Annotated in this window: 23 protein-coding genes; 13 read left to right on the forward strand and 10 right to left on the reverse strand. The window is 68.0% G+C overall.

Going from position 1 to position 22,709, the window contains the following annotated elements:
- The first annotated feature begins 42 nt into the window (after window positions 1-42).
- The 6 genes from hsaC (at window position 43) to PWF70_RS04025 (ending at window position 5,348) form a co-directional block, all read left to right on the forward strand.
- Window positions 43-954 carry an iron-dependent extradiol dioxygenase HsaC gene (gene hsaC, locus PWF70_RS04000; protein WP_035751856.1) on the forward strand — a complete coding sequence of 304 codons (912 nt, stop codon included), beginning with the start codon at window positions 43-45 and terminating at the stop codon, window positions 952-954.
- A 1-nt stretch (window position 955) separates the two neighbouring features.
- On the forward strand, window positions 956-1,528 hold the full coding sequence (hsaB, locus tag PWF70_RS04005; RefSeq protein WP_006358451.1) for a 3-hydroxy-9,10-secoandrosta-1,3,5(10)-triene-9,17-dione monooxygenase reductase subunit: 573 nt from the start codon (window positions 956-958) through the stop codon (window positions 1,526-1,528).
- The gene (locus PWF70_RS04010) at window positions 1,525-2,721 is read left to right on the forward strand and encodes a hypothetical protein (RefSeq protein ID WP_006358452.1); all 1,197 of its coding nucleotides are present in this window, start codon (window positions 1,525-1,527) and stop codon (window positions 2,719-2,721) included. Before hsaB ends, PWF70_RS04010 begins: the two co-directional genes overlap by 4 nt.
- The gene (locus PWF70_RS04015) at window positions 2,718-3,509 is read left to right on the forward strand and encodes an SDR family oxidoreductase (RefSeq protein ID WP_035751854.1); all 792 of its coding nucleotides are present in this window, start codon (window positions 2,718-2,720) and stop codon (window positions 3,507-3,509) included. The genes PWF70_RS04010 and PWF70_RS04015 overlap by 4 nt, the downstream gene beginning before the upstream one ends.
- Window positions 3,502-4,644 (forward strand): sulfotransferase family protein, encoded by a 1,143-nt coding sequence (locus PWF70_RS04020; RefSeq protein WP_035751852.1) that lies wholly within the window; start codon window positions 3,502-3,504, stop codon window positions 4,642-4,644. Before PWF70_RS04015 ends, PWF70_RS04020 begins: the two co-directional genes overlap by 8 nt.
- A 77-nt stretch (window positions 4,645-4,721) precedes the next feature.
- Window positions 4,722-5,348: a TMEM175 family protein gene (locus tag PWF70_RS04025; protein ID WP_035751850.1), complete on the forward strand. Its 627-nt coding sequence runs from the start codon at window positions 4,722-4,724 to the stop codon at window positions 5,346-5,348.
- Between the two features lie 7 nt (window positions 5,349-5,355).
- Here PWF70_RS04025 and PWF70_RS04030 read toward each other — a convergent pair whose 3' ends face one another.
- The 6 genes from PWF70_RS04030 to PWF70_RS04055 form a co-directional block, all read right to left on the reverse strand.
- Window positions 5,356-6,453 (reverse strand): acyl-CoA dehydrogenase family protein, encoded by a 1,098-nt coding sequence (locus tag PWF70_RS04030; protein ID WP_035751848.1) that lies wholly within the window; start codon window positions 6,451-6,453, stop codon window positions 5,356-5,358.
- Window positions 6,450-7,418: an acyl-CoA dehydrogenase family protein gene (locus tag PWF70_RS04035; protein WP_035751845.1), complete on the reverse strand. Its 969-nt coding sequence runs from the start codon at window positions 7,416-7,418 to the stop codon at window positions 6,450-6,452. Before PWF70_RS04035 ends, PWF70_RS04030 begins: the two co-directional genes overlap by 4 nt.
- Before the next feature lie 6 nt (window positions 7,419-7,424).
- Entirely contained in the window at window positions 7,425-8,591 is a 1,167-nt protein-coding gene (locus PWF70_RS04040) for an acyl-CoA dehydrogenase family protein (RefSeq protein WP_006358458.1), read from the reverse strand.
- Between the two features lies 1 nt (window position 8,592).
- Window positions 8,593-9,501 (reverse strand): enoyl-CoA hydratase, encoded by a 909-nt coding sequence (locus tag PWF70_RS04045; RefSeq protein ID WP_035751842.1) that lies wholly within the window; start codon window positions 9,499-9,501, stop codon window positions 8,593-8,595.
- Window positions 9,502-9,545: 44 nt separating this feature from the next.
- Window positions 9,546-10,016: a hypothetical protein gene (locus PWF70_RS04050; RefSeq protein WP_035751840.1), complete on the reverse strand. Its 471-nt coding sequence runs from the start codon at window positions 10,014-10,016 to the stop codon at window positions 9,546-9,548.
- A 95-nt stretch (window positions 10,017-10,111) separates the two neighbouring features.
- Window positions 10,112-11,035: an IclR family transcriptional regulator gene (locus PWF70_RS04055; protein WP_042376209.1), complete on the reverse strand. Its 924-nt coding sequence runs from the start codon at window positions 11,033-11,035 to the stop codon at window positions 10,112-10,114.
- A 61-nt stretch (window positions 11,036-11,096) separates the two neighbouring features.
- Between PWF70_RS04055 and cysD the strand changes: the two genes are divergently transcribed.
- The 3 genes from cysD to PWF70_RS04070 all read left to right on the forward strand — a co-directional run bounded on the left by cysD (window position 11,097) and on the right by PWF70_RS04070 (window position 14,773).
- Entirely contained in the window at window positions 11,097-12,059 is a 963-nt protein-coding gene (gene cysD / locus PWF70_RS04060) for a sulfate adenylyltransferase subunit CysD (protein ID WP_006358462.1), read from the forward strand.
- Window positions 12,059-13,921: an adenylyl-sulfate kinase gene (gene cysC / locus PWF70_RS04065; RefSeq protein WP_042376207.1), complete on the forward strand. Its 1,863-nt coding sequence runs from the start codon at window positions 12,059-12,061 to the stop codon at window positions 13,919-13,921. The genes cysD and cysC overlap by 1 nt, the downstream gene beginning before the upstream one ends.
- 72 nt (window positions 13,922-13,993) lie before the next feature.
- Window positions 13,994-14,773 (forward strand): 3'(2'),5'-bisphosphate nucleotidase CysQ, encoded by a 780-nt coding sequence (locus PWF70_RS04070; protein ID WP_035751833.1) that lies wholly within the window; start codon window positions 13,994-13,996, stop codon window positions 14,771-14,773.
- Between the two features lie 30 nt (window positions 14,774-14,803).
- Here the strand turns inward: PWF70_RS04070 and PWF70_RS04075 are convergent, their stop codons facing one another.
- The 3 genes from PWF70_RS04075 to eccA form a co-directional block, all read right to left on the reverse strand.
- Window positions 14,804-15,343, reverse strand: coding sequence for a hypothetical protein (locus PWF70_RS04075; protein WP_006358465.1), 540 nt, complete (start codon window positions 15,341-15,343; stop codon window positions 14,804-14,806).
- A gap of 14 nt (window positions 15,344-15,357) precedes the next feature.
- Window positions 15,358-15,786: a hypothetical protein gene (locus PWF70_RS04080; protein WP_006358466.1), complete on the reverse strand. Its 429-nt coding sequence runs from the start codon at window positions 15,784-15,786 to the stop codon at window positions 15,358-15,360.
- A gap of 68 nt (window positions 15,787-15,854) precedes the next feature.
- Window positions 15,855-17,639, reverse strand: coding sequence for a type VII secretion AAA-ATPase EccA (eccA, locus tag PWF70_RS04085; RefSeq protein ID WP_035751832.1), 1,785 nt, complete (start codon window positions 17,637-17,639; stop codon window positions 15,855-15,857).
- Between the two features lie 210 nt (window positions 17,640-17,849).
- Between eccA and purL the strand changes: the two genes are divergently transcribed.
- The 3 genes from purL (at window position 17,850) to PWF70_RS04100 (ending at window position 21,096) form a co-directional block, all read left to right on the forward strand.
- Complete coding sequence (gene purL / locus PWF70_RS04090) at window positions 17,850-20,144, forward strand: phosphoribosylformylglycinamidine synthase subunit PurL (protein WP_196222027.1); 2,295 nt, start codon at window positions 17,850-17,852, stop codon at window positions 20,142-20,144.
- 144 nt (window positions 20,145-20,288) lie between these two features.
- A complete protein-coding gene (locus PWF70_RS04095) occupies window positions 20,289-20,651 on the forward strand; it encodes a CD225/dispanin family protein (RefSeq protein ID WP_042376203.1) in 363 nt (120 codons plus the stop codon).
- Between the two features lie 28 nt (window positions 20,652-20,679).
- Window positions 20,680-21,096, forward strand: coding sequence for a DUF2752 domain-containing protein (locus PWF70_RS04100; RefSeq protein WP_196222028.1), 417 nt, complete (start codon window positions 20,680-20,682; stop codon window positions 21,094-21,096).
- Here PWF70_RS04100 and PWF70_RS04105 read toward each other — a convergent pair.
- Entirely contained in the window at window positions 21,085-22,032 is a 948-nt protein-coding gene (locus PWF70_RS04105; protein ID WP_042376201.1) for a glycerophosphodiester phosphodiesterase, read from the reverse strand. The genes PWF70_RS04100 and PWF70_RS04105 overlap by 12 nt on opposite strands.
- A gap of 35 nt (window positions 22,033-22,067) precedes the next feature.
- On the opposite strand from PWF70_RS04105, the gene PWF70_RS04110 reads away from it, so the two are divergent.
- Window positions 22,068-22,703, forward strand: a complete 636-nt coding sequence (locus PWF70_RS04110) for a hypothetical protein (protein ID WP_035751827.1) — start codon at window positions 22,068-22,070, stop codon at window positions 22,701-22,703.
- Window positions 22,704-22,709: the final 6 nt, after the last annotated feature.

Below are 22,709 nucleotides of genomic sequence, written 5' to 3' on the forward strand. Positions count from 1 at the left end.
TTCACACGCTCCTCAGGGAGCAGGAAACAGGAGATCGTGGAGATGAGTGACTGTCCGATCCGTTCATTGGGATACATGAGGATCGAGGCGACCGACATCGAGGCGTGGCGCACCTACGGCCTCAAGGTTCTCGGCATGATCGAGGGCTCTGGACTCACCGAGGGCGCGCTCTATCTGCGGATGGACGACTTCCCCGCCCGCCTGGTCATCGTGCCCTCCGAGCACGACCGCCTGGCCTGCGCGGGCTGGGAGGTCGCCAATGCCGCTGCGCTGCAGGAGGTCCGCGACCGCCTGGCGGGCGCGCACGTCGTCTTCCGTGAGGGCAAGGACGAGGAGATCGCCGACCGTCGCGTCGCCGAGATGATCGTGTTCGACGATCCCGCCGGCAACACCCTCGAGGTGTTCCACGGGGCCGCGCTCGAGCATCGTCGCATCGTCAGCCCGTACGGTCACCGCTTCGTCACCGAGGAACAGGGTCTCGGCCACGTCGTGCTCACCTGTGAGGACGACAAGGCCGCGCTCGAGTTCTACCGGGACGTACTGGGATTCAAGCTCCGTGACTCGATGCGCCTGCCCCCGCAGGTCGTCGGACGCGAGGAGGGCGACGAGGTCCCGTGGCTGCGATTCCTCGGCTGCAACCCGCGACACCACTCGCTGGCGTTCCTGCCGATCCCCAACAGCACCGGCATCGTCCACCTGATGGTGGAGGTCGAGAACTCCGACGACGTCGGACTGTGCCTCGACCGCGCCCTGCGCAAGAAGGTCCCCATGTCGGCGACCCTGGGTCGGCACGTCAACGACCTGATGCTCTCGTTCTACATGAAGACACCGGGCGGCTTCGACGTCGAGTTCGGTTGCGAGGGACGGACGGTCAAGGACGAGGAGTGGATCGCCCGGGAGAGCACCGCGGTCAGTCTGTGGGGGCATGACTTCAGCGTCGGGTTCAAGAACTGACATGGCCCAGACGCCTTACGGGTCCGCGGAGTTCGACTCCCGGCAGTTCCGTACCGCGATGGGTCAGTTCTGCACCGGCGTCACGGTCATCACGACCGTCGACGACGACGGCAAACCCGTCGGCTTCGCCTGCCAGTCCTTCGCGGCGCTGTCCCTCGATCCGCCGCTGGTGCTGTTCTGCCCGATGAAGACGTCCCGGAGCTGGAAGGTCATCGAGAAGGCCGGGAAGTTCTGCGTCAACGTCCTCTCCAACCGGCAGCAGGACGTGAGTGCGGCTTTCGGCGCCCCGGGTGACGACAAGTTCGCCAACATCACCTGGGACCCGTCGCCGGCGGGCCTGCCGGTGATCAGGCACGCGCTGACCTGGGTCGAGTGCGACGTCGAACGGGTCACCGACGGGGGCGATCACCACATCGTCATCGGCCGGGCGCTCACGCTGGGCGAAGTGCTGCAGGACAAGCCGCTGCTCTTCTACCGTGGCGGCTATCTGTCGACAGAACATCCGCGGGTGACGCCGGCACAGGCCGAACTCGAGAACTTCCTGACCTGGACGGGCGGAGACACCTGGCTATGAGCTCGCGCGAGATCGCTGTACCGCAGGACCTGACCAAGCCCCTGACCGATGCGATCGCCGAGGCGGAGAAGCTGGTCGCGTCGGCGGAGTTCGCCGAGACCGAGCAGGATCTCGCCGAGGGGTACGACTATCTCGCGGGCAGCATCGCCGCGATCATCCAGCTGGTCCGCGGCCGGTCGTTGTCGCACCCGAACTTCGTCACCTCGACCGGGCCGTCGACCAAGATGGGCCTCGACAACCCGGACACGCTGTACTACCACGCCGACGTCGAACCGACCGGGACCTACGTGGTCCGCGGACGCCGTGGCACCACAACCGATCTCAGCTTCCAGGTGCTGCGCGGCGACTACACGCCGTCCGCGGTGCCCGGCGGCGAGGACGCCTTCGACGACCGTCGCCTGACCATCGCCGACGACGGCACGTTCGAGCTGACCTTCGGACCGGGGATCGCCGACCCGCCCGACAACTACTTCGCCCTCGGCGAGGGGGCGTCGATGCTCGCGGTCCGCGAGGTGTACTCCGACTGGACCGAGCGCAAGGGTTCGATCACCGTCGAACGCGTCGACACCGTCGGAACCGCGCCGGAGGAAGCCGATCTCGCCCGCGTCGCACGTCGGTACGCGACGGCGGGCAAGATGCTCACGGCACGCATCAACACCTGGTTCAATTTCCCCAAGTGGTTCTACCTCGACGAACCGGTCAACACCTTCACCCCGCCCCGGCAGACACCAGGCGGGCTGAGCACCCAGTTCTCCTCGGTGGGCCACTACCGTCTGGGTCCCGACGAGGCGATGGTCATCACGATCCCGAAGTCCGATGCGCCTTATCAGGGATTCCAGCTCGGGAGCATGTGGTACATCTCGCTCGACTACGTGAACCACCAGACCAGCCTCAATTCGGCTCAGGCGCAGGTCGACCCGGACGGCATGATCCGCATGGTCGTCTCGCACCGCGACCCCGGCGTCGCCAACTGGATCGAGACGACCGGCCGGGAGAAGGGCATCCTGCAGTTCCGCTGGCAGCGCAGCGATTCGCCGATCGGTCCCGAGCTCGGGCCGACGGCGACGGTCGTGGGCCTCGACGACGTGGCCGCGCACCTGCCGCACTTCGAACACAACAAGATCGACGCCGCCGGCTGGTCCGACCGGATCGCGGCACGGCAACGCGCGTTCGCCGAGAGGATGCTGGGATGAGTTCTGGAGCGGGTCTCCTCGACGACAAGGTGGTCGTCGTATCCGGCGTGGGACCCGGGCTGGGTCGCTCGATCTGCCTGCGCGCCGCCGCCGAGGGAGCTCGTGTCGTCCTCGCTGCGCGCACCGAGTCGCGTCTCAAAGAGGTGGCCGCGGAGGTCGATTCGGCCGGAGGGACGAGTCTCGTCGTGCCGACCGACATCACCGACGACGCCGCCGTCGACAATCTGGTCGCCACCACGCTCGCCGAGTTCGGCCGGGCAGATGTCCTGGTCAACAACGCCTTTGCCCTGCCGTCGATGAAACCGCTGGGCCGCACCGACTTCGAGCAGATCACCAGCAGCATCGAGGTCACCGTCGTCGGGACCCTGCGGGTGATCAAGTCGTTCACCGATGCGCTCGCCGAGGCGAACGGGTCGATCGTCAACATCAACTCGATGGTCATCCGGCACTCCGAACCGCGATACGGCAGTTACAAGATCGCCAAGTCGGCGCTGCTCGCGATGTCGCAGACGCTGGCGTCGGAGCTGGGGGATCGCGGTATCCGCATCAACTCGGTGGCGCCGGGTTACATCTGGGACGATCAGCTGAAGTGGTACTTCGGCGAGGTCGCCAAGAAGTACGGCATCACTCCCGAGCAGGTGTACGAACAGACCGCGTCGAAGTCCGATCTCAAACGCCTGCCCGAGCCGGACGAGATCGCCGACGCCGTGATGTTCCTCGCCTCGCCGATGGCGCGGGCGATCTCCGGGCACACCCTGGACGTGAATTGCGGTGAATACCATGACTAGTACGGCGCGGACCGACGTCGGGACCATCGCGGACCTGCACGCCTCGGCCACCCGGGCGACGGGCCTCGAGGACTTCGGTGACACCGACTACCTGGAGCCGTTGGGCATCCTGCTCGACTCCTACCGCTCCGAGGCCGGACTCACCGAACTCGGCAGCAAGATGTTCCGGTTCTTCCTCAAGGGAGCACTCGTCGCCCGACTGCTGAGTGAGGCGTCGTGGAAGGCGAACCCGGAACACGCCGAGGTCGAGATCACCCGGCCCATCTTCGTGACCGGTCTGCCGCGCACGGGAACCACTGCGCTGCACCGGCTCCTGGCCGCCGACCCGGCGCACCAGGGGTTGGAGATGTGGCTCGCCGAGTTCCCGCAGCCGCGGCCGCCCCGCGACACCTGGGCCGACAACCCGGTGTACCAGCAGATCCAGGCCGGCTTCGAGCAGCACCACGTCGAGAACCCGGAGTTCATGGGGCTGCACTACATGGATGCGGGCGAGGTCGAGGAATGCTGGCAGTTGTTGCGGCAGAGCGTCACCTCGATCTCCTACGAGTCGCTCGCCCATATCCCGACCTACTCGCGCTGGCTCGCCGAGCAGGACTGGACGCCGGCATACCTGCGGCATCGCAAGAACCTGCAGCTGATAGGCCTCAACGATCCGGGCAAGCGGTGGGTGCTCAAGAACCCGAGCCATCTGTTCGCACTCGACGCGCTGATGGCCGCCTACCCGGACGCGCTGGTCATCCAGACCCATCGCGCGCCGTCGACCATCATCGCGTCGATGTGCAGCCTCGCCGAGCACGCCACTCCCGGCTGGTCGACGACCTTCACCGGTGATCAGATCGGACAGGACCAGCTGGAACTGTGGTCGCGTGGATTGCGTGAGTTCTCTCGCGCCCGCGAGAAGTACGACCCCGCCCAGTTCCTCGACATCGACTTCGCCGACCTCCGCTCGGACCCGATGGGCACCGTCGAACGCGTCTACGCGGCGCTCGACACCCCCATGTCCGAGGCGGCCCGCGCGGCGGTGACCACGCTCGACGAGGAGAGCAGGTCCGGTGCGCGGAAGCCGCAGCACCGCTACCAGCTCGCCGACTACGGACTCGACGAGGCAGTGGTCGAGGCGGCGTTCGGGGAGTAGCCGGGAACGGGCGCGCGATCCGGGACCATCGGGTCGATTGTCGCGCGCGCCGACCGCCACGGTTCTACATTCAACCAATGGCCGCACCGGAGAATCGGAAGTCGGAAGAGGGTCTGAGTCGGCTGATCGCGTTCGCGGACGCGGTGGTGGCGATCGCGCTCACGCTGCTGGTGCTCCCGCTGGTCGACATCGCCAACGACCTGCGTGAGGAGACCTCGGTCGCCGAGGTGGTGTCCGACCATGCGCTCGAGCTGACCAGCTTCTTCGTCAGCTTCGTGGTGATCTGGGTGCTCTGGCGGCAACACCATCGGGCGATGGAGTACTTCCGTTCCTACGACTCGGTTTTGATCAATCTCACCTTCGTGTGGCTGCTGACCATCGTGGTGCTGCCGTTCGCGACCGCGATGGTCGACGACAGCCGGGTTGAGTGGGCGAACGTGCTCTACATCGGCGTGCTCGCCATCTCGGTGGCGTCGCTCGTCGGGATCGCTCAGTGGGGGCATCGGCACCGGGAGCTGCTCGTCGACGACGAGGCCACCGACCGCTGGGCCAGGTCGTCGGGTGGGTGGGGCACCCTCCTGGCCCTGGCGGTGGCGCTGGTCATCGCGCTGGTCTACCCGAAGAGCGGGAACTGGCCGCTTCTGCTGCTGCTCTTCACCGATCCGATCGAGCGGACGCTGGACCGCCTCCGCAACCGCGCCTGAGAGCCGACTATCGCAGGCGCGCAGCAGCTTCGGCGACCGCGAGATGCGGGGCGCCCAGCAACTGCGACGACGCCTGTGCGCGCTTGAAGTACAGCTGGATGTCGTGTTCCCAGGTGATGCCGATGCCGCCGTGCAACTGGATGGCCTCGCCGGTGATTCGCCGGAAGGCATTCGAGCAGTACACGTGGGCGGCGAGGGCCAGTTCGGACGCTTCGGGGTCGTCGCCGGCGACCGCGGCGACCGCCGCACGCGAGATCGAACGAGCGGTCTCGACGAGAACGTACATGTCGGCCATGCGGTGCTTCAGCGCCTGGAACGAGCCGATGGTGCGGCCGAACTGCTTGCGCGACTTGGTGTACTCGACGGTGAGGTCGAGGGCGCGCTGGGCGCCGCCGACCTGCTCGGCGGAGAGCATCGCCCACCCGAGCGTCCGCAGGCGTGCGGCGAGGTCGGCCGGTGCGGGGATCGCGGTGGACACGACCTCGTCGAACCGCACCGAGGACAACGCACGCGTCGGATCGAGAAGAGGCAACGGCGACACCGTCACACCGGCCGCATCAGCGGCGACCGAGTGCATTGTCACGTGCTCACCGGGCCCCGATGCCAATACCAGGAAGGTGTCCGCGGACTCGGCATCGACGACGAAGTGTGCGGTGCCGGAGAGCAATCCGGCGTCGGCGTGCACGCCGGGGGTGTCCCAGCCGCGTTCGCCGGCCCAGCACAGGGCGGCCGTCTGCTCACCGGCGGCCAGCGCGGGAAGCAGCTGCGACGCGGCGTCGTCGTCCTGCGCCAGCAGGATCGCGCCGGTCGCCAGCACCGAAGACCCGAAGGCGGGCACCGGACTCAGGGTCGCACCGAGTTCTTCGAGGACAGCGGCCAACTCGGCCCACGACGCCCCCGCACCGCCGGCGTCCTCCGGGATGGGAAGTGCCGCCACCCCGATCTCGGTGCACAGGGTCTCCCACAGGCCGCGGTCGACGCGTCCGGTCGACGCCATGGCCGTGCGCACCGAGGCGATGTCTCCCCGGCGTCGCAGCAGATCACGCACCGCCTCGGCCAGTGCCTCACGTTCCTCGGCGGAGATCGCGAGCGTCTCGGTGGTCACAGTGTCTCCAGGATGCGTCGACGATGGACTGCGGGCGAGCCCCAGGCGGACAGGAGCGCGCGGGTCTTGGTGATGTACAGCGAGATGTCGTGTTCGGCGGTGTAACCGATCGCCCCGAGCACCTGCAGCGAGCGGCGGGCCGAGAGGTGCGCGGCGTCGGCCGCCGCGACCTTGGCCGCCGACACGTCCCGCGACACGTTGGTGTCCTCGGGCACCTGGCCGTCGATGCCGAGTGCTGCGGCATGGACCAGGGGACGGGCCATCTCGAGTGCGATGGCCACATCGGCGAGGTGATGCTTCACGGCCTGGAAGGACCCGATCGGCCGGCCGAACTGCTTGCGGGTCTGTGCATATTCGCTGGCGAGGGCGAGCATCGCCTGACCGAGTCCGAGGAGTTCGGCTGCGGTGGCGAGTGCCCCGGCGTCGACGGCGTCGGACGGGTCGATGCCGGTGGCCAGGGTCTTGTCCGGAGCCACCCGTGACAGTGTGCGGGTGGTGTCCACCGAGGGTTCGGTGCCGAGCACGGTGGCCGTCGACAGGACGCCGTCCTCCACGACGTACACGTCGGCGGAATCGACATCGGGCGCGAGCGGCTGCAGCGGGGCGATGGCACAGGTCGCCAACCGCCCCTCGGCGAGATCCTGGAGAGGGCCGTTCACGTCCGCGTCTCGCAACAGGATCGGCAGGACGGCAACGCTTTCCACGATCGGTCCGGGAGCGCAGTGGCGTCCGAGCTGTTCGACGGCGACGATCATCTCGACGGCGCCGGCACTGCTGCCGCCGTGGGATTCGTCGATGAGGAGGCCGCTGATCCCGGCGTCGGCGAGCTGGGAGTAGACCTTGGTGACCGCGGTCCGGTCACCGGCCGCCCATGCTCTAGCCGCGGCGGGCATGTCGGCCTTGCCGAGCATGGCGTCGACGGTGGCGGCGAGGTCCGTGTGGATGTCGGAGAGTTGGAAGTCCATGTGGTATCAGCGATCTCCGCGAGGAAGGCCGAGGAGTCGCTCGGCGATGACATTGCGTTGGATCTCGTTGGTGCCGGCGTAGATCGGGCCGGACAGGGAGAACAGGTAGCCGTCCATCCAGGCGTCGTCGAGTTCGGCGTCCGGTCCCTGTAGATCGAGGGCGGTCTCGTGGGCGGCGATGTCCCACTGCGACCAGAAGACCTTGTTGATCGAGGACTCCATGCCGAGCTGTCCGCCTGCGGAGAGCCGGCTCACGGTGTGCCAGGTCGACAACTCGTAGGCGCGCGCCCCGATCCAGGCGTCGGCGACCCGCGCATCGGCGTTGGCCGTCGAGGGCACCTCGTCGCGCTTCGACCGCCACAGGTCGACGAGGCGGTCGGTGGTGGCGAGGAAGCGGCCCGGTGCTCGCAGCGAGAGTCCGCGCTCGTTGGCGGCCGTGCTCATCGCCACCCGCCAGCCGTTGTCCACCTCGCCGATGACCCCGGACTCGCCGGGGTTCGCGGGGTCGTCGGGCACGAAGACGTTCTCCAGGAACAGCTCTGCGAAACCCGCCTCGCCGTCGAGCTGCGCGATGGGACGGACGGTGACGCCCTCGGCACGTAGGTCGAACATGAAGTAGGTGAGGCCCCTGTGTCGCTGGGCCTCCTTGTCGGTGCGGAAGAGGCCGAAGGCCCGGTCGGCGAAACTCGACCGCGAACTCCACGTCTTCTGCCCGTTCAGCAGCCAGCCGCCGTCGGTGCGGACCGCGGTCGAACGGAGCGAGGCGAGGTCGCTGCCCGCCTCCGGCTCGCTCCACGCCTGGCCCCAGATGTCGTCGGCCCGGGCCATCCGCGGCATGATGCGTTCCAGCTGAGCGGGATTCGCGTGCTCGAAGAGGGTCGGGGCGAGCAGGAAGATGCCGTTCTGGCTCACCCGGCCCGGTGCGCCCGAGCGGTAGTACTCCTCCTCGAAGATCACCCAGTGGAGGAGGGGAGCGTCGCGGCCGCCGTACTCCTCGGGCCAGCTGACGACCGACATGCGGTCGGCGGCCATCGTGCGCTCCCACTCGCGGTGGGCCTCGAAGCCCTCCGCGGTGTCCATGGACGGGAGGGGTTCGCGCGGAACGTGTTCGGCCAGCCAGGAGCGGACCTCGGCCCGGAACTGCTCGGCCGCGTCGTCGAAGAGCAGGTCCATGTCAGCTACCCGATCCTGCCGAGGCCTTCATCGACTTGGCGTCCATGCCGCCGAGCGAATCGCCGCCCGACGCCTCGGCATTGGCCGAGTGGGCGAAGTGGTGCCAGCCGAAGACCGAGTCCATCGAGTTGCGGAGTCCCATCTGGTCCTCGCAGATGTTGACGGCCTTCTTGCTGAGGAACAACCCCTGCATCGGCATCGAGACCGCCTTCTCGACGATCTCGTTCACCTTGGTCTCGAGCCCGTCGCGCGGCACGACGTGGTTGACCATGCCCCAGTGGGCTGCCTGCGTGGCGGTGAAACGCTCGCCGGTGAACAGGATCTCCTTCGCGCGGCGGGTGCCGAGGGCGTATGCGTGCGCGAAGTACTCGACGCCCGGGATGCCCATGCGTGCCACCGGGTCGGAGAAGAACGCATCGTCGGAGGCGACGATGAAGTCGCAGATCCAGGCCAGCATCAGGCCGCCGGCGATGCAGGCGCCGTGGACCTGGGCGATGAGCGGCTTGGGGATGTCGCGCCAACGGCGGCACATCCCCATGTACACCTCCATCTCGCGGGCGAGGCGCTGATCGGCACCGGTCTTGTCGGTGTGATCCCAGTGCAGGACGGCGGCGTTCTCGTAGTAGGTGTCGAAGTCGCGCTCCGGGGTGCCGATGTCGTGTCCGGCCGAGAAGTGCTTGCCGTTCGCGCGCAGGACGATGACCTTCACGGTCGTGTCCTCGACGGCCTTGCGGAAGGCGGCGTCGAGCGAATACGTCATGACCGAGTTCTGTGCATTGCGGTACTCGGGACGGTTCAGTGTCACGTACGCGACGGCACCTTCGGGCCCGCCGACCTCGTAGGCGACCGGAGAGGTGTCCGGGCCGAGATCGTCGGGGCCGAGTGCGGGCGGGATGGCGGCATCACTCATGCCCACGAGCCTAACCTAGCAAGTGCTTGGTTGGTAGCCCGGCGTCAGGGAACGACGATCGTCCCGCTGCAGCTCGTCGACGGCACGCTCCACAGCGCGTTGCGGTTCGTCGCGCCGAAGGTCACAGCCACCCGGCCCTTGCCGATCGTCTTCACCGGGATGACGAAGTAGTGGACACCCTGGTAAGGCGGGTTCACCTTGGTGTTGCTGACCTTGAAGCCACGTTTGCCGGTGGACAGGTTGTGCCAGTCCATCCGCAACGACGACTGGTAGCCGCCGGGGAAGTAGCTGGGGAAGTCCGCGGCGATGTAGGCATCGCCACCGTAGGTGCTGACGATGGCGCGTCTCACCATGAACGGGAGGTCGACGATGTTCGGGCTCGGGCCGATGCAGTGCGAGACCGGGAACTCGCGCGCCGCCTCGGCTTGTCCCGTGCCGGCGAGGCCGAGTCCTGCTGCGGCTGCGACCGACAGGGTCGCCGCGGCCAACCTGGTGAACGTCTTCGTCCGGACCATGCTCGAACTCCTCGTGTCGTGGGAACGATCGGCCCGCGGCCGACTTCCGGCGATTGTCGCGAATCCAGTGGGGTTTCGTTGCGGAGTACCGGAATTCATCGCAGATGCGAGGAGATCTCTTCGGCCGCTGCGCGGGTGGCGTCGGCGATCGAGTGCAGATCCGCGACGTCCAGTGTGGAGTTCGGGCACGCGACCATCGCGGCGACGACCCGCCCCGTGTGGTCGAAGATCGGCGCACCGATGGTCACCACCGGAACGCCCTCGCGGGCGCCGGCGTCGAGCTCGTCCGGCAGGTAGTCGATCACCGACAGTTCGGTCAGCAGGTCTCCGACCCGGCTGCGCAGGTTCTCCGACATGGTGTCCAGGGAGTTCAGGGCGTCGATGATCGCTACGTGGTCGTCGGTCATCCGCTCGATCGAGTAGCCGCGTTCGGCGATCACGTCGAGGATCATGCGCAACCGGGTGCGGGTGGGCTCGGCGGCCTGAGCGATCCAGGCATCACGTGCCTCCGCCGGGTCCCAGGCGACGAATTCGCGGCAGATCGGCGGGCGGATCCGGATGCGGCTTCCGTTGCGAAGCCACGGATGCGGTTCGGAGTCGGCCGCGAGATGCGGTGGGAAGGCGTGCGCCGCGAGCGTGACGACGTCGGTCGAGGATCGGCGGGCCACGAAGAAGGGGATCGAGAAGCGTCCAGACAGGTCGTGCGCGGCTACCGCCGCCCATCGGTCGAGGTGATCGGCGTCCGCGGCTGCCCGTGCGAGGGCTCGGAATTCCGGGCCGATCCCGTATTTCCCGGTGGCGGGATCGCGGCTCAACCAGCCGTGTTCGGTCAGTTCGGCGACGATCGCGTGTGCCGTCGCACGCGAGAGCGAGGTCTGCCGGACAATCTCGGCGAGGGTCAGTGCCGGTTGATTGGCACCGGCCAGCAGCTGGACGATGTGGACGACCCGCGAGGTGGGTGGCGACGCCGCGCGCGACGGTTGACGCGCATCGGAGAGGTCGCCTACGGTCGGTGTCACATTGTCAACACTTAGTGTCGAATATTCGACATGTCAAGGGGGGTTGCGCACGGTGACGAGCATGACCGAAGCGAACGGCGGCAGCGCCGGCGACCGGCAGGCACACCGACCGGGCCGGCACGGGTACGAGTTGTCGCATCTCGCGGCTCTCGAAGCGGAGTCCGTGCACATCTTCCGCGAGGTCGCGGCGACCTTCGAACGTCCGGTGCTGCTGTTCTCGGGCGGCAAGGACTCGGTCGTCATGTTCCACCTGGCGCGCAAGGCGTTCTGGCCCGCGCCGATCCCGTTCCCGCTGATGCATGTCGACACCGGACACAACTTCGACGAGGTGATCGCCTACCGCGACCGGGTGGTCGCCGAGACCGGCGTCCGACTGATCGTGAGCTCGGTCCAGGACGACATCGACGCCGGACGCGTCGTCGAGCAGACGGGTCCCGGAGCGAGCCGCAACCGCCTCCAGACCACGGCTCTGCTGCGGGGTATCACCGAGAACCGCTTCGACGCCGTGTTCGGCGGTGCGCGTCGCGACGAGGAGAAGGCGCGCGCGAAGGAACGCGTCTTCAGCTTCCGGGACGAGTTCGGCGCGTGGAACCCGCGGGACCAGCGGCCCGAACTGTGGCGGCTCTACAACGGGCGCCATGCGAAAGGGGAGCACATCCGGGTCTTCCCCCTGTCGAACTGGACCGAACTCGACATCTGGCAATACATCGCCGAGGAGAGCATCGACCTGCCGTCGATCTACTACGCGCACCAGCGGGAGGTGATCCCCCGCGACGGCATGCTGCTCGCGAAAACCCGTTTCCTCCAGGAACTCCCGGGGGAGGAGATCCGAACGGAGACGGTGCGCTTCCGGACCGTGGGCGACGCCACCTGCACCGGGTGCGTCCTGTCGGCGGCCGACGACGTCCGCAAGGTGATCGAGGAGATCGAGGTGACCCGGGTGACCGAACGCGGGGCCACGCGCGCCGACGACCGGATCTCCGAGTCGGGCATGGAGGATCGCAAGAAGGAGGGGTACTTCTGATGAGCGGGGTCAATGCTGCCGGGGGTGCCACCGAGATGTTGCGGCTCGCCACCGCTGGTTCCGTCGACGACGGCAAGTCGACACTGATCGGCCGGTTGCTGTACGACTCCAAGGCGATCTTCACCGATCAGCTGGAGTCGATCGAGCGGACCAGCGCGGAGCGGGGCGACGAGTACGCCAACCTCGCGCTCCTGACCGACGGTCTGCGGGCCGAGCGCGAACAGGGCATCACGATCGACGTGGCGTACCGCTATTTCGCCACTCCCAGGCGGAAATTCATCATCGCCGACACCCCTGGCCACGTGCAGTACACCCGCAACATGGTGACCGGGGCGTCGACCGCGGATCTGGCCATGATCCTCATCGACGCCCGCAAGGGGGTGCTGGAACAGACCCGGCGACACGCGTTCCTCTCGACACTGCTCGGGATTCCGCACCTGACGGTCTGCGTCAACAAGATGGACCTCGTCGACTGGTCGCAGGAACGCTTCGACGAGATCTGCGCCGACTTCATCGATTTCGCGGCCAAGCTGAACGTCGTCGACCTCACCTTCATCCCGATGTCGGCGCTACGCGGCGACAACGTCGTCGAACAGTCGACCGCGATGCCGTGGTACGAGGGCAGGCCGCTCCTCAACCACCTCGAGCACGTCTACATCGCATCCGACCGCAACCTCATCGACGCCCGCCTGCCGGTGCAGTACGTCATCCGTCCGCAGCGCAGCGATGGCGCCGACCACCGCGCGTATGCGGGTACGGTCGCCGGCGGCGTGTTCGCCAAGGGCGACGAGATCGTGGTTCTGCCAAGCGGATTCAGTACCACCATCACCGAGATCTGGGAACCGGGCGGGGCCCGTGTCGACGAGGCGTTCGCATCGATGGCCGTGTCGGTGGAGCTCGCCGACGAGATCGACATCGTGCGCGGCGACATGCTCGCGCGGCCGAACAACCGGCCGTACGTCGGGCGCGACATCGACGCGATGGTGTGCTGGTTCGCCGAAGACGCGGATCTCCGCTCGCACAACCGCTATCAGCTCCTGTGCGGAACGCGACTGACCCGCGCGCAGATCACCGGCCTCAACTACCGGCTCGACGTCAACTCGCTGCACCGCGACGAGAACGCCGAGGCGCTGTCGCTCAACGAGATCGGCCGGGTGACCCTGCGTACGCAGGAACCGGTCATGTTCGACTCGTACCGGCGCAACCGGGACACCGGCAGCTTCATCCTCATCGACGAGGCCACCAACCGCACCGTGGGCGCGGGCATGATCAACGCTCCGGTCAGCCACGACAGCCACATCGTCTGGCAGGCCAGCAAGGTCGACCGCGAACACCGGGCGCACCGCGGTGCCACCATCTGGCTCACCGGACTCTCCGGTTCGGGGAAGTCGTCGCTCGCCGTCGAACTCGAGCGGCGATTCGTCGCCGAGGGCCGGCCCGCCTACCTGATGGATGGTGACAACCTCCGGCACGGGCTGAACTCCGACCTGGGCTTCTCCGACGACGACCGGCGCGAGAACATCCGCCGGACCAGCGAGGTCGCGGCGCTCTTCGCCGATTCGGGTGCGGTCGCGATCGTGTCGCTGATCAGCCCGTTCGACGAGGAACGGCAGCGCGCCCGCGAGATCCACGCCCAGCGGGGTCTGCCGTTCTACGAGATCTTCGTCGACACCCCGATCGAGGAGTGCGAGCGGCGGGACCCGAAGGGGCTGTACGGCAAGGCTCGCCGGGGCGAGATCAGCCAGTTCACCGGCATCGACTCGCCGTATGAACGGCCGGCCGACGCAGAGCTCGTCATCACCCCCGATGACGGCGCGCCCGCCGAGGTCGCCGACATGGTCCTCCGTAACCTGGGACTGTAAGAAACGCCGGTTGGCCGGGGGTACCCCTGGGTATGCAGCGACTGATCAGCACAACGCCAGAGAGGGAACCCCGTGACCGACGATCGAGCACTCGCAGGCGAACTGGCCACCGCGGCAGGAGAACTCCTCCTGGACATTCGCAAGACCAGTGGGCTGACCGGCAAGGAGCTGGGAAACGCCGGCGATGCGCAGTCCAACGATTTCCTGCTTCGACGGCTCGCGGAGGAGCGACCCGACGACGCGGTGCTGTCGGAGGAATCGGCGGACGACAAGTCCCGACTCCAGGCGGAGCGGGTCTGGATCGTGGACCCGGTCGACGGCACCCGTGAGTACGGCACCTACGAGCCGGGAGCCGGCCGCGCCGACTGGGCCGTTCATGTGGCGCTGTGGTCGGCGACCGACGGTCTGATCGCCGGTGCGGTGGCACTCCCGGCGCTCGGCGTGACCTACGTCGACGACGAGACGGTCGTCGAACCCACCGAGGGACTGGCCTCGCGGCCGCGTACCGGTGTGCCCCGCGTCGTCGTCAGCTCGTCGCGCCCACCGGCTTTCGCCGACGAGGTCGCCGCCGCGGTCGGCGGTGAACTCCTGCCGATGGGTTCGGCCGGCGCGAAGGCGATGGCGGTGGTCCGCGGTGAGGCGGACGCGTATGTGCACGCCGGTGGTCAGTACGAATGGGATTCGGCCGCACCGGTGGCCGTCGCGCAGGCGAAGGGTCTCTGGTGCGGACGCATCGACGGCTCGCCCCTGGTCTACAACAACGACGACACGTATCTGCCCGACCTGGTGATCTGCCGACCCGAATACGTCGAGGCGATCCTCACCGTCACGACCGAGGGTGCGGGCGGCTGACGCACGGCCGCGTGTTCCGGGAACCCCGGCTCAGTGCGTCAGCACGACCTTGATGACGACGATCGCGGTGGCCACCACGGTGACCGCGCCGGCGCCGATCAGCGTCGCGCGATTGGGCCGTTCGTTGTTCAGTCGGTCGATGACGAAAACCGTTCCGCCGATTCGTAAGAGGATCACGATCTCCGCGGCGAGCTGGGCGGTGCGCGGATCGATCCAGCCGACCCAGGCCATCGCCAGGATGAGACACGGGACCGACGCGGAGGACAGGATCGGCACCGAGTCCCGCAGATTGTGAAGAACCATCGACTTGTTCGGATGGATGGCGCCCTCGTGCACGCGGCGTCCCACGGCCTCGGCGAAGACATGCGCGACGAAGGTCGACGCCGCCGTGCCGAGCAGGATCAGGATGCCGACGAAATCGTCGGTGAGGTGCAGCGGGATCAGCGCCGCCAAGATCAGGATGTTGCCGTAGATGTAGGCGCTGATGCGGGGGGCGGCGTGTTCACGGTCCAGCGGATTGCTGCGCGAGAACAACGGGCCGTGCAGCACTGTCCACGGGCGAGCGGTCATGGACAACGAAAGTATCAGCGAGTGGGCACGAGTTCACCGACAACGTCGGCGACCTTGTCCTCGAGGCGGGTGAGGCAGACCGTCGCCGCGACGGTGGCGACCTGGTCGGCGTTCGACTTCACCCCGAGTGCTGCCACGGCGGCCGCACGCCCCTCGTCCTCGAGTGCGCGGAATTCGCGGCAGCTCAGGGCCTTGGCGTCGCCGGCGTCGGCGGAGCCCGTCGGCCGGGGTGTGCCCGTCGACGGCCGGGCCGCCGAGCTCTCGGCGGTGCCCGGTGCTGCCGGAGTGGCCTGCTCGGTGCTGGTCTGCTCGACCGAGGTCTGTTCCGAGACCGTCGTCGTCGGCGCGGGTTCGGCGTCGTCGGACGAGCAGCCGGCCAGCGACAACGACAGCGCGGCAGCCCCGGCGAGCAGGGCGGGACGGAACAGACGAGCGCGGGACATGAGGAAACCTCTCTGGGGATTCGAGTCTCGGTTATCGAGGACGGTACGGCCGGGGCAAAGGAGGACTGCTAGCGGCGGAGTCCGGACAGCACTCCGGAGATCGCGGACCGGATGTCGTCGAGTTCGATGCGCATCAGGTCGTCGGCGGACAGGGAGGCGAGGTCGCCGGCGGAGCTGAGCCGGAACTCGCGTTCCTCCTCGGCGGCTTCGACGATGTTGCGGATGAATCGGCCGTTACCGGCCAGGTCGGTGGCCCGGCGCGTGCCGCCGTCGTCTCCGCGGACATCGTGGTACAGCGGCGCACACGCCTGCTCCAGTTCGGCGACCGCCTCCGGGGTGAGGACCGAATCGCGTTTGCGGGCGATGAACTCGCCGATCTGCGCGAGCTCCTGCGGGGTGTAGGAGTCGAATCGGACGCGACGGGCGAAACGCGACGAGAGACCGTCGTTGGCGGCGAGGAAACGGTCGATCTCCGAGTCGTAGCCGGCGATGATCACGACCAGACGGTCGCGGTCGTCCTCCATCCGCGCCAGTAGGGTGTCCACCGCCTCGCGGCCGAACGCGTCGCCGCCGGACAGGCCCTTCTGGATCAGGGTGTACGCCTCGTCGATGAACAGCACACCGTCCATGGCCGAGTCGATGAGCGCCGACGTCTTGATGGCGGTGGAGCCGAGGTGCTCGCCGACGAGGTCGCGCCGCGTCGCCTCGACGACCTTGTCGGACTTGATGAAGCCCAGCCCGCAGTAGATCTTGGCGACGATCCGGGCGACCGTCGTCTTGCCGGTTCCGGGAGGACCGGTGAAGGCCAGGTGCAGGCTGCGCGCCGACGTCGAGAGTCCGCGGTCGGCGCGGACCCGGGCGAGGGTGGCGGCCGACTGCAGTTTTGCGACCTGCTGCTTGACCGACTCGAGTCCGATCTGTTCGTCGAGCTCGCGCCGGGCATCGGTCACCAGCTCGTTCTCGGCGACGCCGTCCGAGCCGTCCTGCGACACCAGGGTCTCGGTCCGGTCCGGCACGGAGGCGGGGTCCCACGGGTCGGTGCGGGCGGCGATCTGCTCGGGGGTCGTGACAGCCAGGCGGATCGACGGAGACTGCAGAGCCTGTACCGCGGCGGTGTGCGCCGGGTTGCGGGCGTAGACCTGTTCGAGCATCGCCTTCGCCTTCTCCTCATGCCCCTGCTGGCGGAGTGCGAGGGCATAGGCGTACATAGCGCTCGTCGAGCAGGCGGCGATCGGACCGTCGATGGCGTTCTGCAGGCGCCGCATGCCCTCACCGAGCATGCCGAGGCTCACACACGCCGAGCCGGCCATGTAGTCGGCCACCGACTGCATGACGGTGTCGCCCCACCGGTCCGAGCGGGTGAGGGCGGTCAGGACGTCGGGCCACCGCTGGGTCTTGAAGTGGAGGTGAGCGCGGACGAACTCGACGATCGGCAGTCGATGGGCGGGCGGGACCTCGTCCAGCGCCTCCTCTGCGCCGGTGTGGTCGGCGCCGCGGATCAGGCTGGACGCATATGCGGCGGTGGCGTCGACGGCGTTGATCGCCGGGTACTCGATGTACAGCCCGGTGTCCCAGCGGCCTGCGATGGTGCCCGGGGGGAGGCCGAGGCGCCGCTGTTCGGCGCCGATCGTGGCGCGTGCGCGGTACAGCCCCAGGAGCACCTCGTCGCTCGTGTCCCCGCAGGCGAGCCGGCCGATCCAGGCGTCGCCGAGCGACGGGTCCCACTCGGTCGCGCGAGTGAATGCTTTCGCGGCCTGGGCCGGATTGTTGATGGGTTCCTGACCGTCGACCGGGATGTTCAAGGACAGGACACCCAGCTCGAAGAGTGCCCTCGCCTTGCGGACATCGGCCATCTCGTCCCCCTGTGTCAACGTCGTCCCCCCGCGCGGCGGCGGCGTGCGGCGCTCCCCCGCGCACGTCGCGCACACGGCGCGGCTCGAGTGAACAGACTATCCCGAGACAGGCCCGGTCCCCGGAACAGATCTCCCAGGGGAGGACCCGTCGAACATCGGATGGTCCGCCCCGTCGCCTCCGACCGCCCGGGCCCGCCTAGACTTGTCACCGTGAGTGCCCAGGTGGATACCGTCTCAGCCGCTTCCTCGACCCCGGATCATCCGCAACCGTTCCGCGAACTCGGACTCAAGGACGACGAGTACGCGCGGATCCGCGAGATCCTGGGCCGTCGACCCACCGACGCCGAGCTCGCCATGTACTCGGTCATGTGGTCCGAGCACTGCAGCTACAAGTCGTCGAAGGTCCACCTCCGGTATTTCGGGGAGACCACCACCGAGGAGATGCGGGCCAACATGCTCGCCGGTATCGGTGAGAACGCCGGCGTCGTCGACGTGGGCGACGGATGGGCGGTGACCTTCAAGGTCGAGTCGCACAACCACCCCAGCTACGTCGAGCCCTACCAGGGTGCGGCGACCGGTGTCGGCGGCATCGTCCGCGACATCATGGCGATGGGCGCGCGCCCGATCGCGGTCATGGACCAGCTGCGTTTCGGCCCGGCCGACGCCCCCGACACCCGACGCGTCGTCGACGGTGTGGTGCGCGGCGTGGGCGGCTACGGCAACTCCCTCGGCCTGCCCAACATCGGCGGCGAGACCGTCTTCGACGCCAGCTATGCGGGCAACCCGCTGGTGAACGCACTCTGTGCGGGTGTGCTCCGCGTCGAGGACCTTCACCTGGCCTTCGCGTCGGGAACCGGCAACAAGATCATCCTGTTCGGTGCGCGCACCGGTCTCGACGGCATCGGCGGTGTCTCCGTGCTGGCGTCGGAGACCTTCGACGACGACGAGAGTGCGGGCCCGAGCCGCAAGAAGCTCCCCAGTGTCCAGGTCGGCGACCCGTTCACCGAGAAGGTGCTCATCGAGTGCTGCCTGGAGCTCTACCACGCGGGACTCGTGGTGGGTATCCAGGACCTCGGCGGTGCCGGATTGTCCTGCGCCACCAGTGAACTCGCGGCCGCCGGTGACGGAGGCATGCACATCGACCTGGAGAAGGTGCCGATGCGCGCCGAGGGCATGACCCCGGCCGAGGTGCTCTCCAGCGAGTCGCAGGAACGCATGTGCGCGGTCGTCGCCCCGGAGAATGTCGACGCCTTCCTCGAGGTGTGCAAGAAGTGGGACGTGCTGGCCACCGTGATCGGCGAGGTCACCGACGGTGATCATCTGGTCATCACCTGGCACGGTGAGACGGTCGTCGACGTGCCGCCGCGCACCGTCGCGCACGACGGTCCGGTCTACGAGCGCCCGGTGGCGCGTCCGGACTGGCAGGACACCGTGGTCGCCTCGACCACCGAGCCGCTGAAGCGCCCGAGCACGCCGGATCAGCTGCGCGAGACCTTGCTGCAGATGTTGGCCAGCCCCGCGCTGTGCAGCCGTAGGTTCATCACCGATCAGTACGACCGGTACGTGCGTGGCAACACCGTCCTGGCCGAGCACGCCGACTCCGGCATGATCCGGATCGACGAGAAGACCGGCCGCGGAATCGCGCTGGCGACCGATGCGTCGGGCCGCTACACCTTCCTCGACCCGTACCGCGGTGCCCAGCTGGCCCTGGCGGAGGCCTACCGCAACGTCGCCGTCTCGGGTGCGACGCCCAAGGCGGTCACCAACTGCCTCAACTTCGGCTCGCCCGAGGATCCGGCGGTCATGTGGCAGTTCCAGCAGGCGGTCCGCGGACTCGCCGACGGTTGTGCGCAGCTGGGTATCCCGGTCACCGGCGGCAACGTGAGCTTCTACAACCAGACCGGTGCGACCGCGATCCTCCCGACGCCCGTCATCGGTGTCCTCGGTGTGATCGACGACGTTCATCGTCGTATCCCCACAGGTCTCGGCACCGAGCCGGGGGAGACGCTGATCCTCCTCGGTGAGACGCGCGACGAGTTCGACGGTTCGATCTGGGCGCAGGTCGCCTACGACCATCTCGGTGGCGTGCCCCCGGAGGTCGACCTCGAGCGTGAGCGGCTGCTGTCCGAGATCCTGACCGCGGCTTCGCGCGACGGATTGATCTCGGCCGCACACGATCTCAGCGAGGGTGGACTCATCCAGACCGTCGTCGAGGCGGCGCTGGCCGGCGAGACCGGTTGCCGCCTGCTGCTGCCCGAGGATGCCGACCCCTTCGTCTGGCTGTTCTCCGAGTCCGCCGGACGCGTGCTGGTCGCAGTGCCGCGCACCGAGGAGTCCCGCTTCTCCGCCATGCTCGACGCCCGCGGCATGCCGTGGACGCGCATCGGCGTGGTCGACCAGGGCAGCGACGAGGTCGAGGTCCAGGACTACTTCTCGGTGCCGCTCGCCGAGCTGCGCGAGGTGCACGAGGCGACGCTGCCGCGTCTCTTCGGCGATACCGCGTAGCGAGCCGAATCGTTGTAGCGCCGTTCCCCTTCTGCGGGAACGGTGCGCGTATATCGTTGAAAGCAATCTGATTCACCGACCCGACGAATACGGTCGGGGTCGGATACGCTCCTTGGGTTCTCAACGAGAGTCGAAAGGGCGCAGATGAGCTATCCCCACGATCCGAACCAGCCGCCGAACTACGGCGCTGCGCCCGGCTACGGACAGCAGCCGTACGGCGCATACGCGCCCGGTCCCGAACCGGACAACAACCTCGTGTGGGCGATCCTGACGACGGTGCTGTGCTGCCTGCCCCTGGGGATCGTGGCGATCGTCAAGTCCACCTCGGTCAGCAAGCTGTGGGCCGCCGGTGATTTCGCCGGTGCTCAGAAGGCGGCCGACGACGCCAAGAAGTGGGCGATGTGGGGCGCGATCATCGGGGTCGTCGGCTCGATCCTCATCGTGGTCGTCTATTTCGTCTTCGCGGCGTTGATCATCGGTGCAAGCGCCACCACGTCCACGTACTGAACGGTTCGAGCAGGCCGTCCTGGGGCGGGTGTCGGTCCTCTCGAACCATCGGGTCCTCGGCCCGGCGACCGTCATCGTCGGGGCTGGGATATGTTGTGCCGCAGTGTTGCTGGGAGATCCCACCACGCCCGGCGGGGTGCTCCCGATGTGTCCCACCAAGTTGATCCTCGGTGTGACCTGTCCGGGCTGCGGGTCGCAGCGTGCGCTCTACTCACTCCTGCACGGTGATCTGGTCGCGTCCCTGCACTACAACGCGGCCTTTGTCCTCGCGACCGGGTTGTTGCTCTTCGCATTCGGCGCCTACTGCCTGCGGCTGTGGACCGGGCGGCGTATCCGCAGCTGGCAGAACATGCGCTATTCCGCCGTCGTGTTGCTCGTCGCCGTGCTCGGCTGGTTCGTGGTCCGGAACATCCCGGTGCAACCGCTCTGGTCCCTACACGTCTGACGAACCGCGGCGTCCGGTGCGCCGGACCCATCGGACCAGTCGTGACCCGCCGGCGTCGGCAGCTGCGTCGAGATCGAGAGCGGCAAGCCCCTCCGGGTCGTCGGTGGTGATCTGGTCGATCCGCAACTCCAACAGCCGCCGGATGTCCGGGACCGAACCCGGTCCGACGCGGGTCACCGTGTAACCGTCGACGAGTCGGTCATGGCGATGGAAGGCGTCGACGAGATCGTACCCACGGCGGTCCGCGGCGAGGATCAGCCGGTTCTCGAGGTAGATCATCTCGGCATCCGGTGACGCGGCGAGGGCCCCCGCGACGAAACCGTCGAAATCCCCGGACCGGATCACGGCGTCGGCGGCGCCGTGGTGGCAGGGGTCGTACCCGATGCGGATTCCGGGGGCCGCCGAGGTCAGCGTCCTCACCGCGGCGGCGTCCCCGCACGACAGGATGTAGTGGGACGCCAGCGGCTCGACGCTGCGCGCGAAGATGTCCACGGCACGCGGATCGAGAGCGGCGTCGTCCTCCTTGAAGTCGAGCTGCAGGATCGACGACGGTGCGACGTCGACCGTCGAGAACAGCTCGGTGAGGTCCTCGAGCAGCAGGACCGGCTCATCGAGCGCCCTTCCGTGGTTGTCGCGCAGGGACAGTCCGCGGAGGTAGGCCGCGGGTAGCGCCGAGATCGCCCCGGTTCCGGTGGTGGCGTGATCGACGACGCGGTCGTGCAGGATCGCGAAACCGCGGTCGGCGTGGATGACCAGATCCACCTCGATGCTCGCGCCCAGCCGCATCCCCTCCATGATGCGAGAAGCGGTGAAGGCCGGGTCGTCGGCGCGACGGCGCCCGCGGTGCCACTTGAGCATGGTCCGGTGCCCGTCGAAGTCGACGTACAGAGGCGGACGCGCCGGATCGGGCGCTGATGGTGTGCTCGTCTGGGACATCGTCTTCCGAGACTAGTCCCGGTAGGGTCTGGCAGATGGCGGCCTTCTCGATGCCCAGATGGGTCGGTGCGGTGACGATGGCCGAGTCGGCCGGATTCCTCATCCCGGTCGCCGGGTTCGCGATCTCCGCCATCACCGGGCTCCCGGTTGGATGGGCCTGGCTGCTCATGGTCGTGTGTGGGGCCGGCGAGGGCGCGCTGCTCGGTGTCGGTCAGGCGGTCGGCCTCCGCGGGACGTCGTGGCAGGTCCCGTCCGCGCGATGGGTTCCGGCGACCGCGGTCGGCGCGATGATCGCCTGGTCGTTGGGGATGGCGCCGTCGAGTCTCGTCGATCTGGGTGTCGACATCGACCTCGGGAATCCCCTCGCCTGGGTCGTGGCCGGCGCGGGGGCCGTGGCGCTGCTGATCAGCATTCCCTCGGCGCAGTACGTCGTTCTTCGGAACCGAATCCCCCACGCATGGCAGTGGATACCGGTGAACGTGGTCGCCTGGACGGTGGGACTGGTCTTCACCTTCCTGCCCGGTCCGTTCATCGACGAGTCCACCCCCGGTGCCACGATGGCGGTCACCTTCGCACTGGCCGGAATCTGCATGGCCGCGACCGTCGCGGTGGTCACCGGACTCTGGTTGCGGTCGCGACCTGTTCTCGCCGAACCGACCCTGCACAGTTGAAACGTG

The organism is Gordonia sp. Swx-4, assembly GCF_030316175.1.
Taxonomy (GTDB): Bacteria; Actinomycetota; Actinomycetes; order Mycobacteriales; family Mycobacteriaceae; genus Gordonia; species Gordonia alkanivorans.

Excerpts from the sequence above, each read along its gene's own strand:
- hsaC (WP_035751856.1), top strand. The coding sequence starts at position 43 with ATGAGTGACTGTCCGATCCGTTCATTGGGATACATGAGGATCGAGGCG.
- hsaB (WP_006358451.1), top strand. The coding sequence starts at position 956 with ATGGCCCAGACGCCTTACGGGTCCGCGGAGTTCGACTCCCGGCAGTTC.
- PWF70_RS04010 (WP_006358452.1), top strand. The coding sequence starts at position 1,525 with ATGAGCTCGCGCGAGATCGCTGTACCGCAGGACCTGACCAAGCCCCTG.
- PWF70_RS04015 (WP_035751854.1), top strand. The coding sequence starts at position 2,718 with ATGAGTTCTGGAGCGGGTCTCCTCGACGACAAGGTGGTCGTCGTATCC.
- PWF70_RS04020 (WP_035751852.1), top strand. The coding sequence starts at position 3,502 with ATGACTAGTACGGCGCGGACCGACGTCGGGACCATCGCGGACCTGCAC.
- PWF70_RS04025 (WP_035751850.1), top strand. The coding sequence starts at position 4,722 with ATGGCCGCACCGGAGAATCGGAAGTCGGAAGAGGGTCTGAGTCGGCTG.
- PWF70_RS04035 (WP_035751845.1), bottom strand. The coding sequence starts at position 7,418 with ATGGACTTCCAACTCTCCGACATCCACACGGACCTCGCCGCCACCGTC.
- PWF70_RS04040 (WP_006358458.1), bottom strand. The coding sequence starts at position 8,591 with ATGGACCTGCTCTTCGACGACGCGGCCGAGCAGTTCCGGGCCGAGGTC.
- PWF70_RS04045 (WP_035751842.1), bottom strand. The coding sequence starts at position 9,501 with ATGAGTGATGCCGCCATCCCGCCCGCACTCGGCCCCGACGATCTCGGC.
- PWF70_RS04050 (WP_035751840.1), bottom strand. The coding sequence starts at position 10,016 with ATGGTCCGGACGAAGACGTTCACCAGGTTGGCCGCGGCGACCCTGTCG.
- cysD (WP_006358462.1), top strand. The coding sequence starts at position 11,097 with ATGACCGAAGCGAACGGCGGCAGCGCCGGCGACCGGCAGGCACACCGA.
- cysC (WP_042376207.1), top strand. The coding sequence starts at position 12,059 with ATGAGCGGGGTCAATGCTGCCGGGGGTGCCACCGAGATGTTGCGGCTC.
- PWF70_RS04075 (WP_006358465.1), bottom strand. The coding sequence starts at position 15,343 with ATGACCGCTCGCCCGTGGACAGTGCTGCACGGCCCGTTGTTCTCGCGC.
- PWF70_RS04080 (WP_006358466.1), bottom strand. The coding sequence starts at position 15,786 with ATGTCCCGCGCTCGTCTGTTCCGTCCCGCCCTGCTCGCCGGGGCTGCC.
- eccA (WP_035751832.1), bottom strand. The coding sequence starts at position 17,639 with ATGGCCGATGTCCGCAAGGCGAGGGCACTCTTCGAGCTGGGTGTCCTG.
- PWF70_RS04095 (WP_042376203.1), top strand. The coding sequence starts at position 20,289 with ATGAGCTATCCCCACGATCCGAACCAGCCGCCGAACTACGGCGCTGCG.
- PWF70_RS04105 (WP_042376201.1), bottom strand. The coding sequence starts at position 22,032 with ATGTCCCAGACGAGCACACCATCAGCGCCCGATCCGGCGCGTCCGCCT.
- PWF70_RS04110 (WP_035751827.1), top strand. The coding sequence starts at position 22,068 with ATGGCGGCCTTCTCGATGCCCAGATGGGTCGGTGCGGTGACGATGGCC.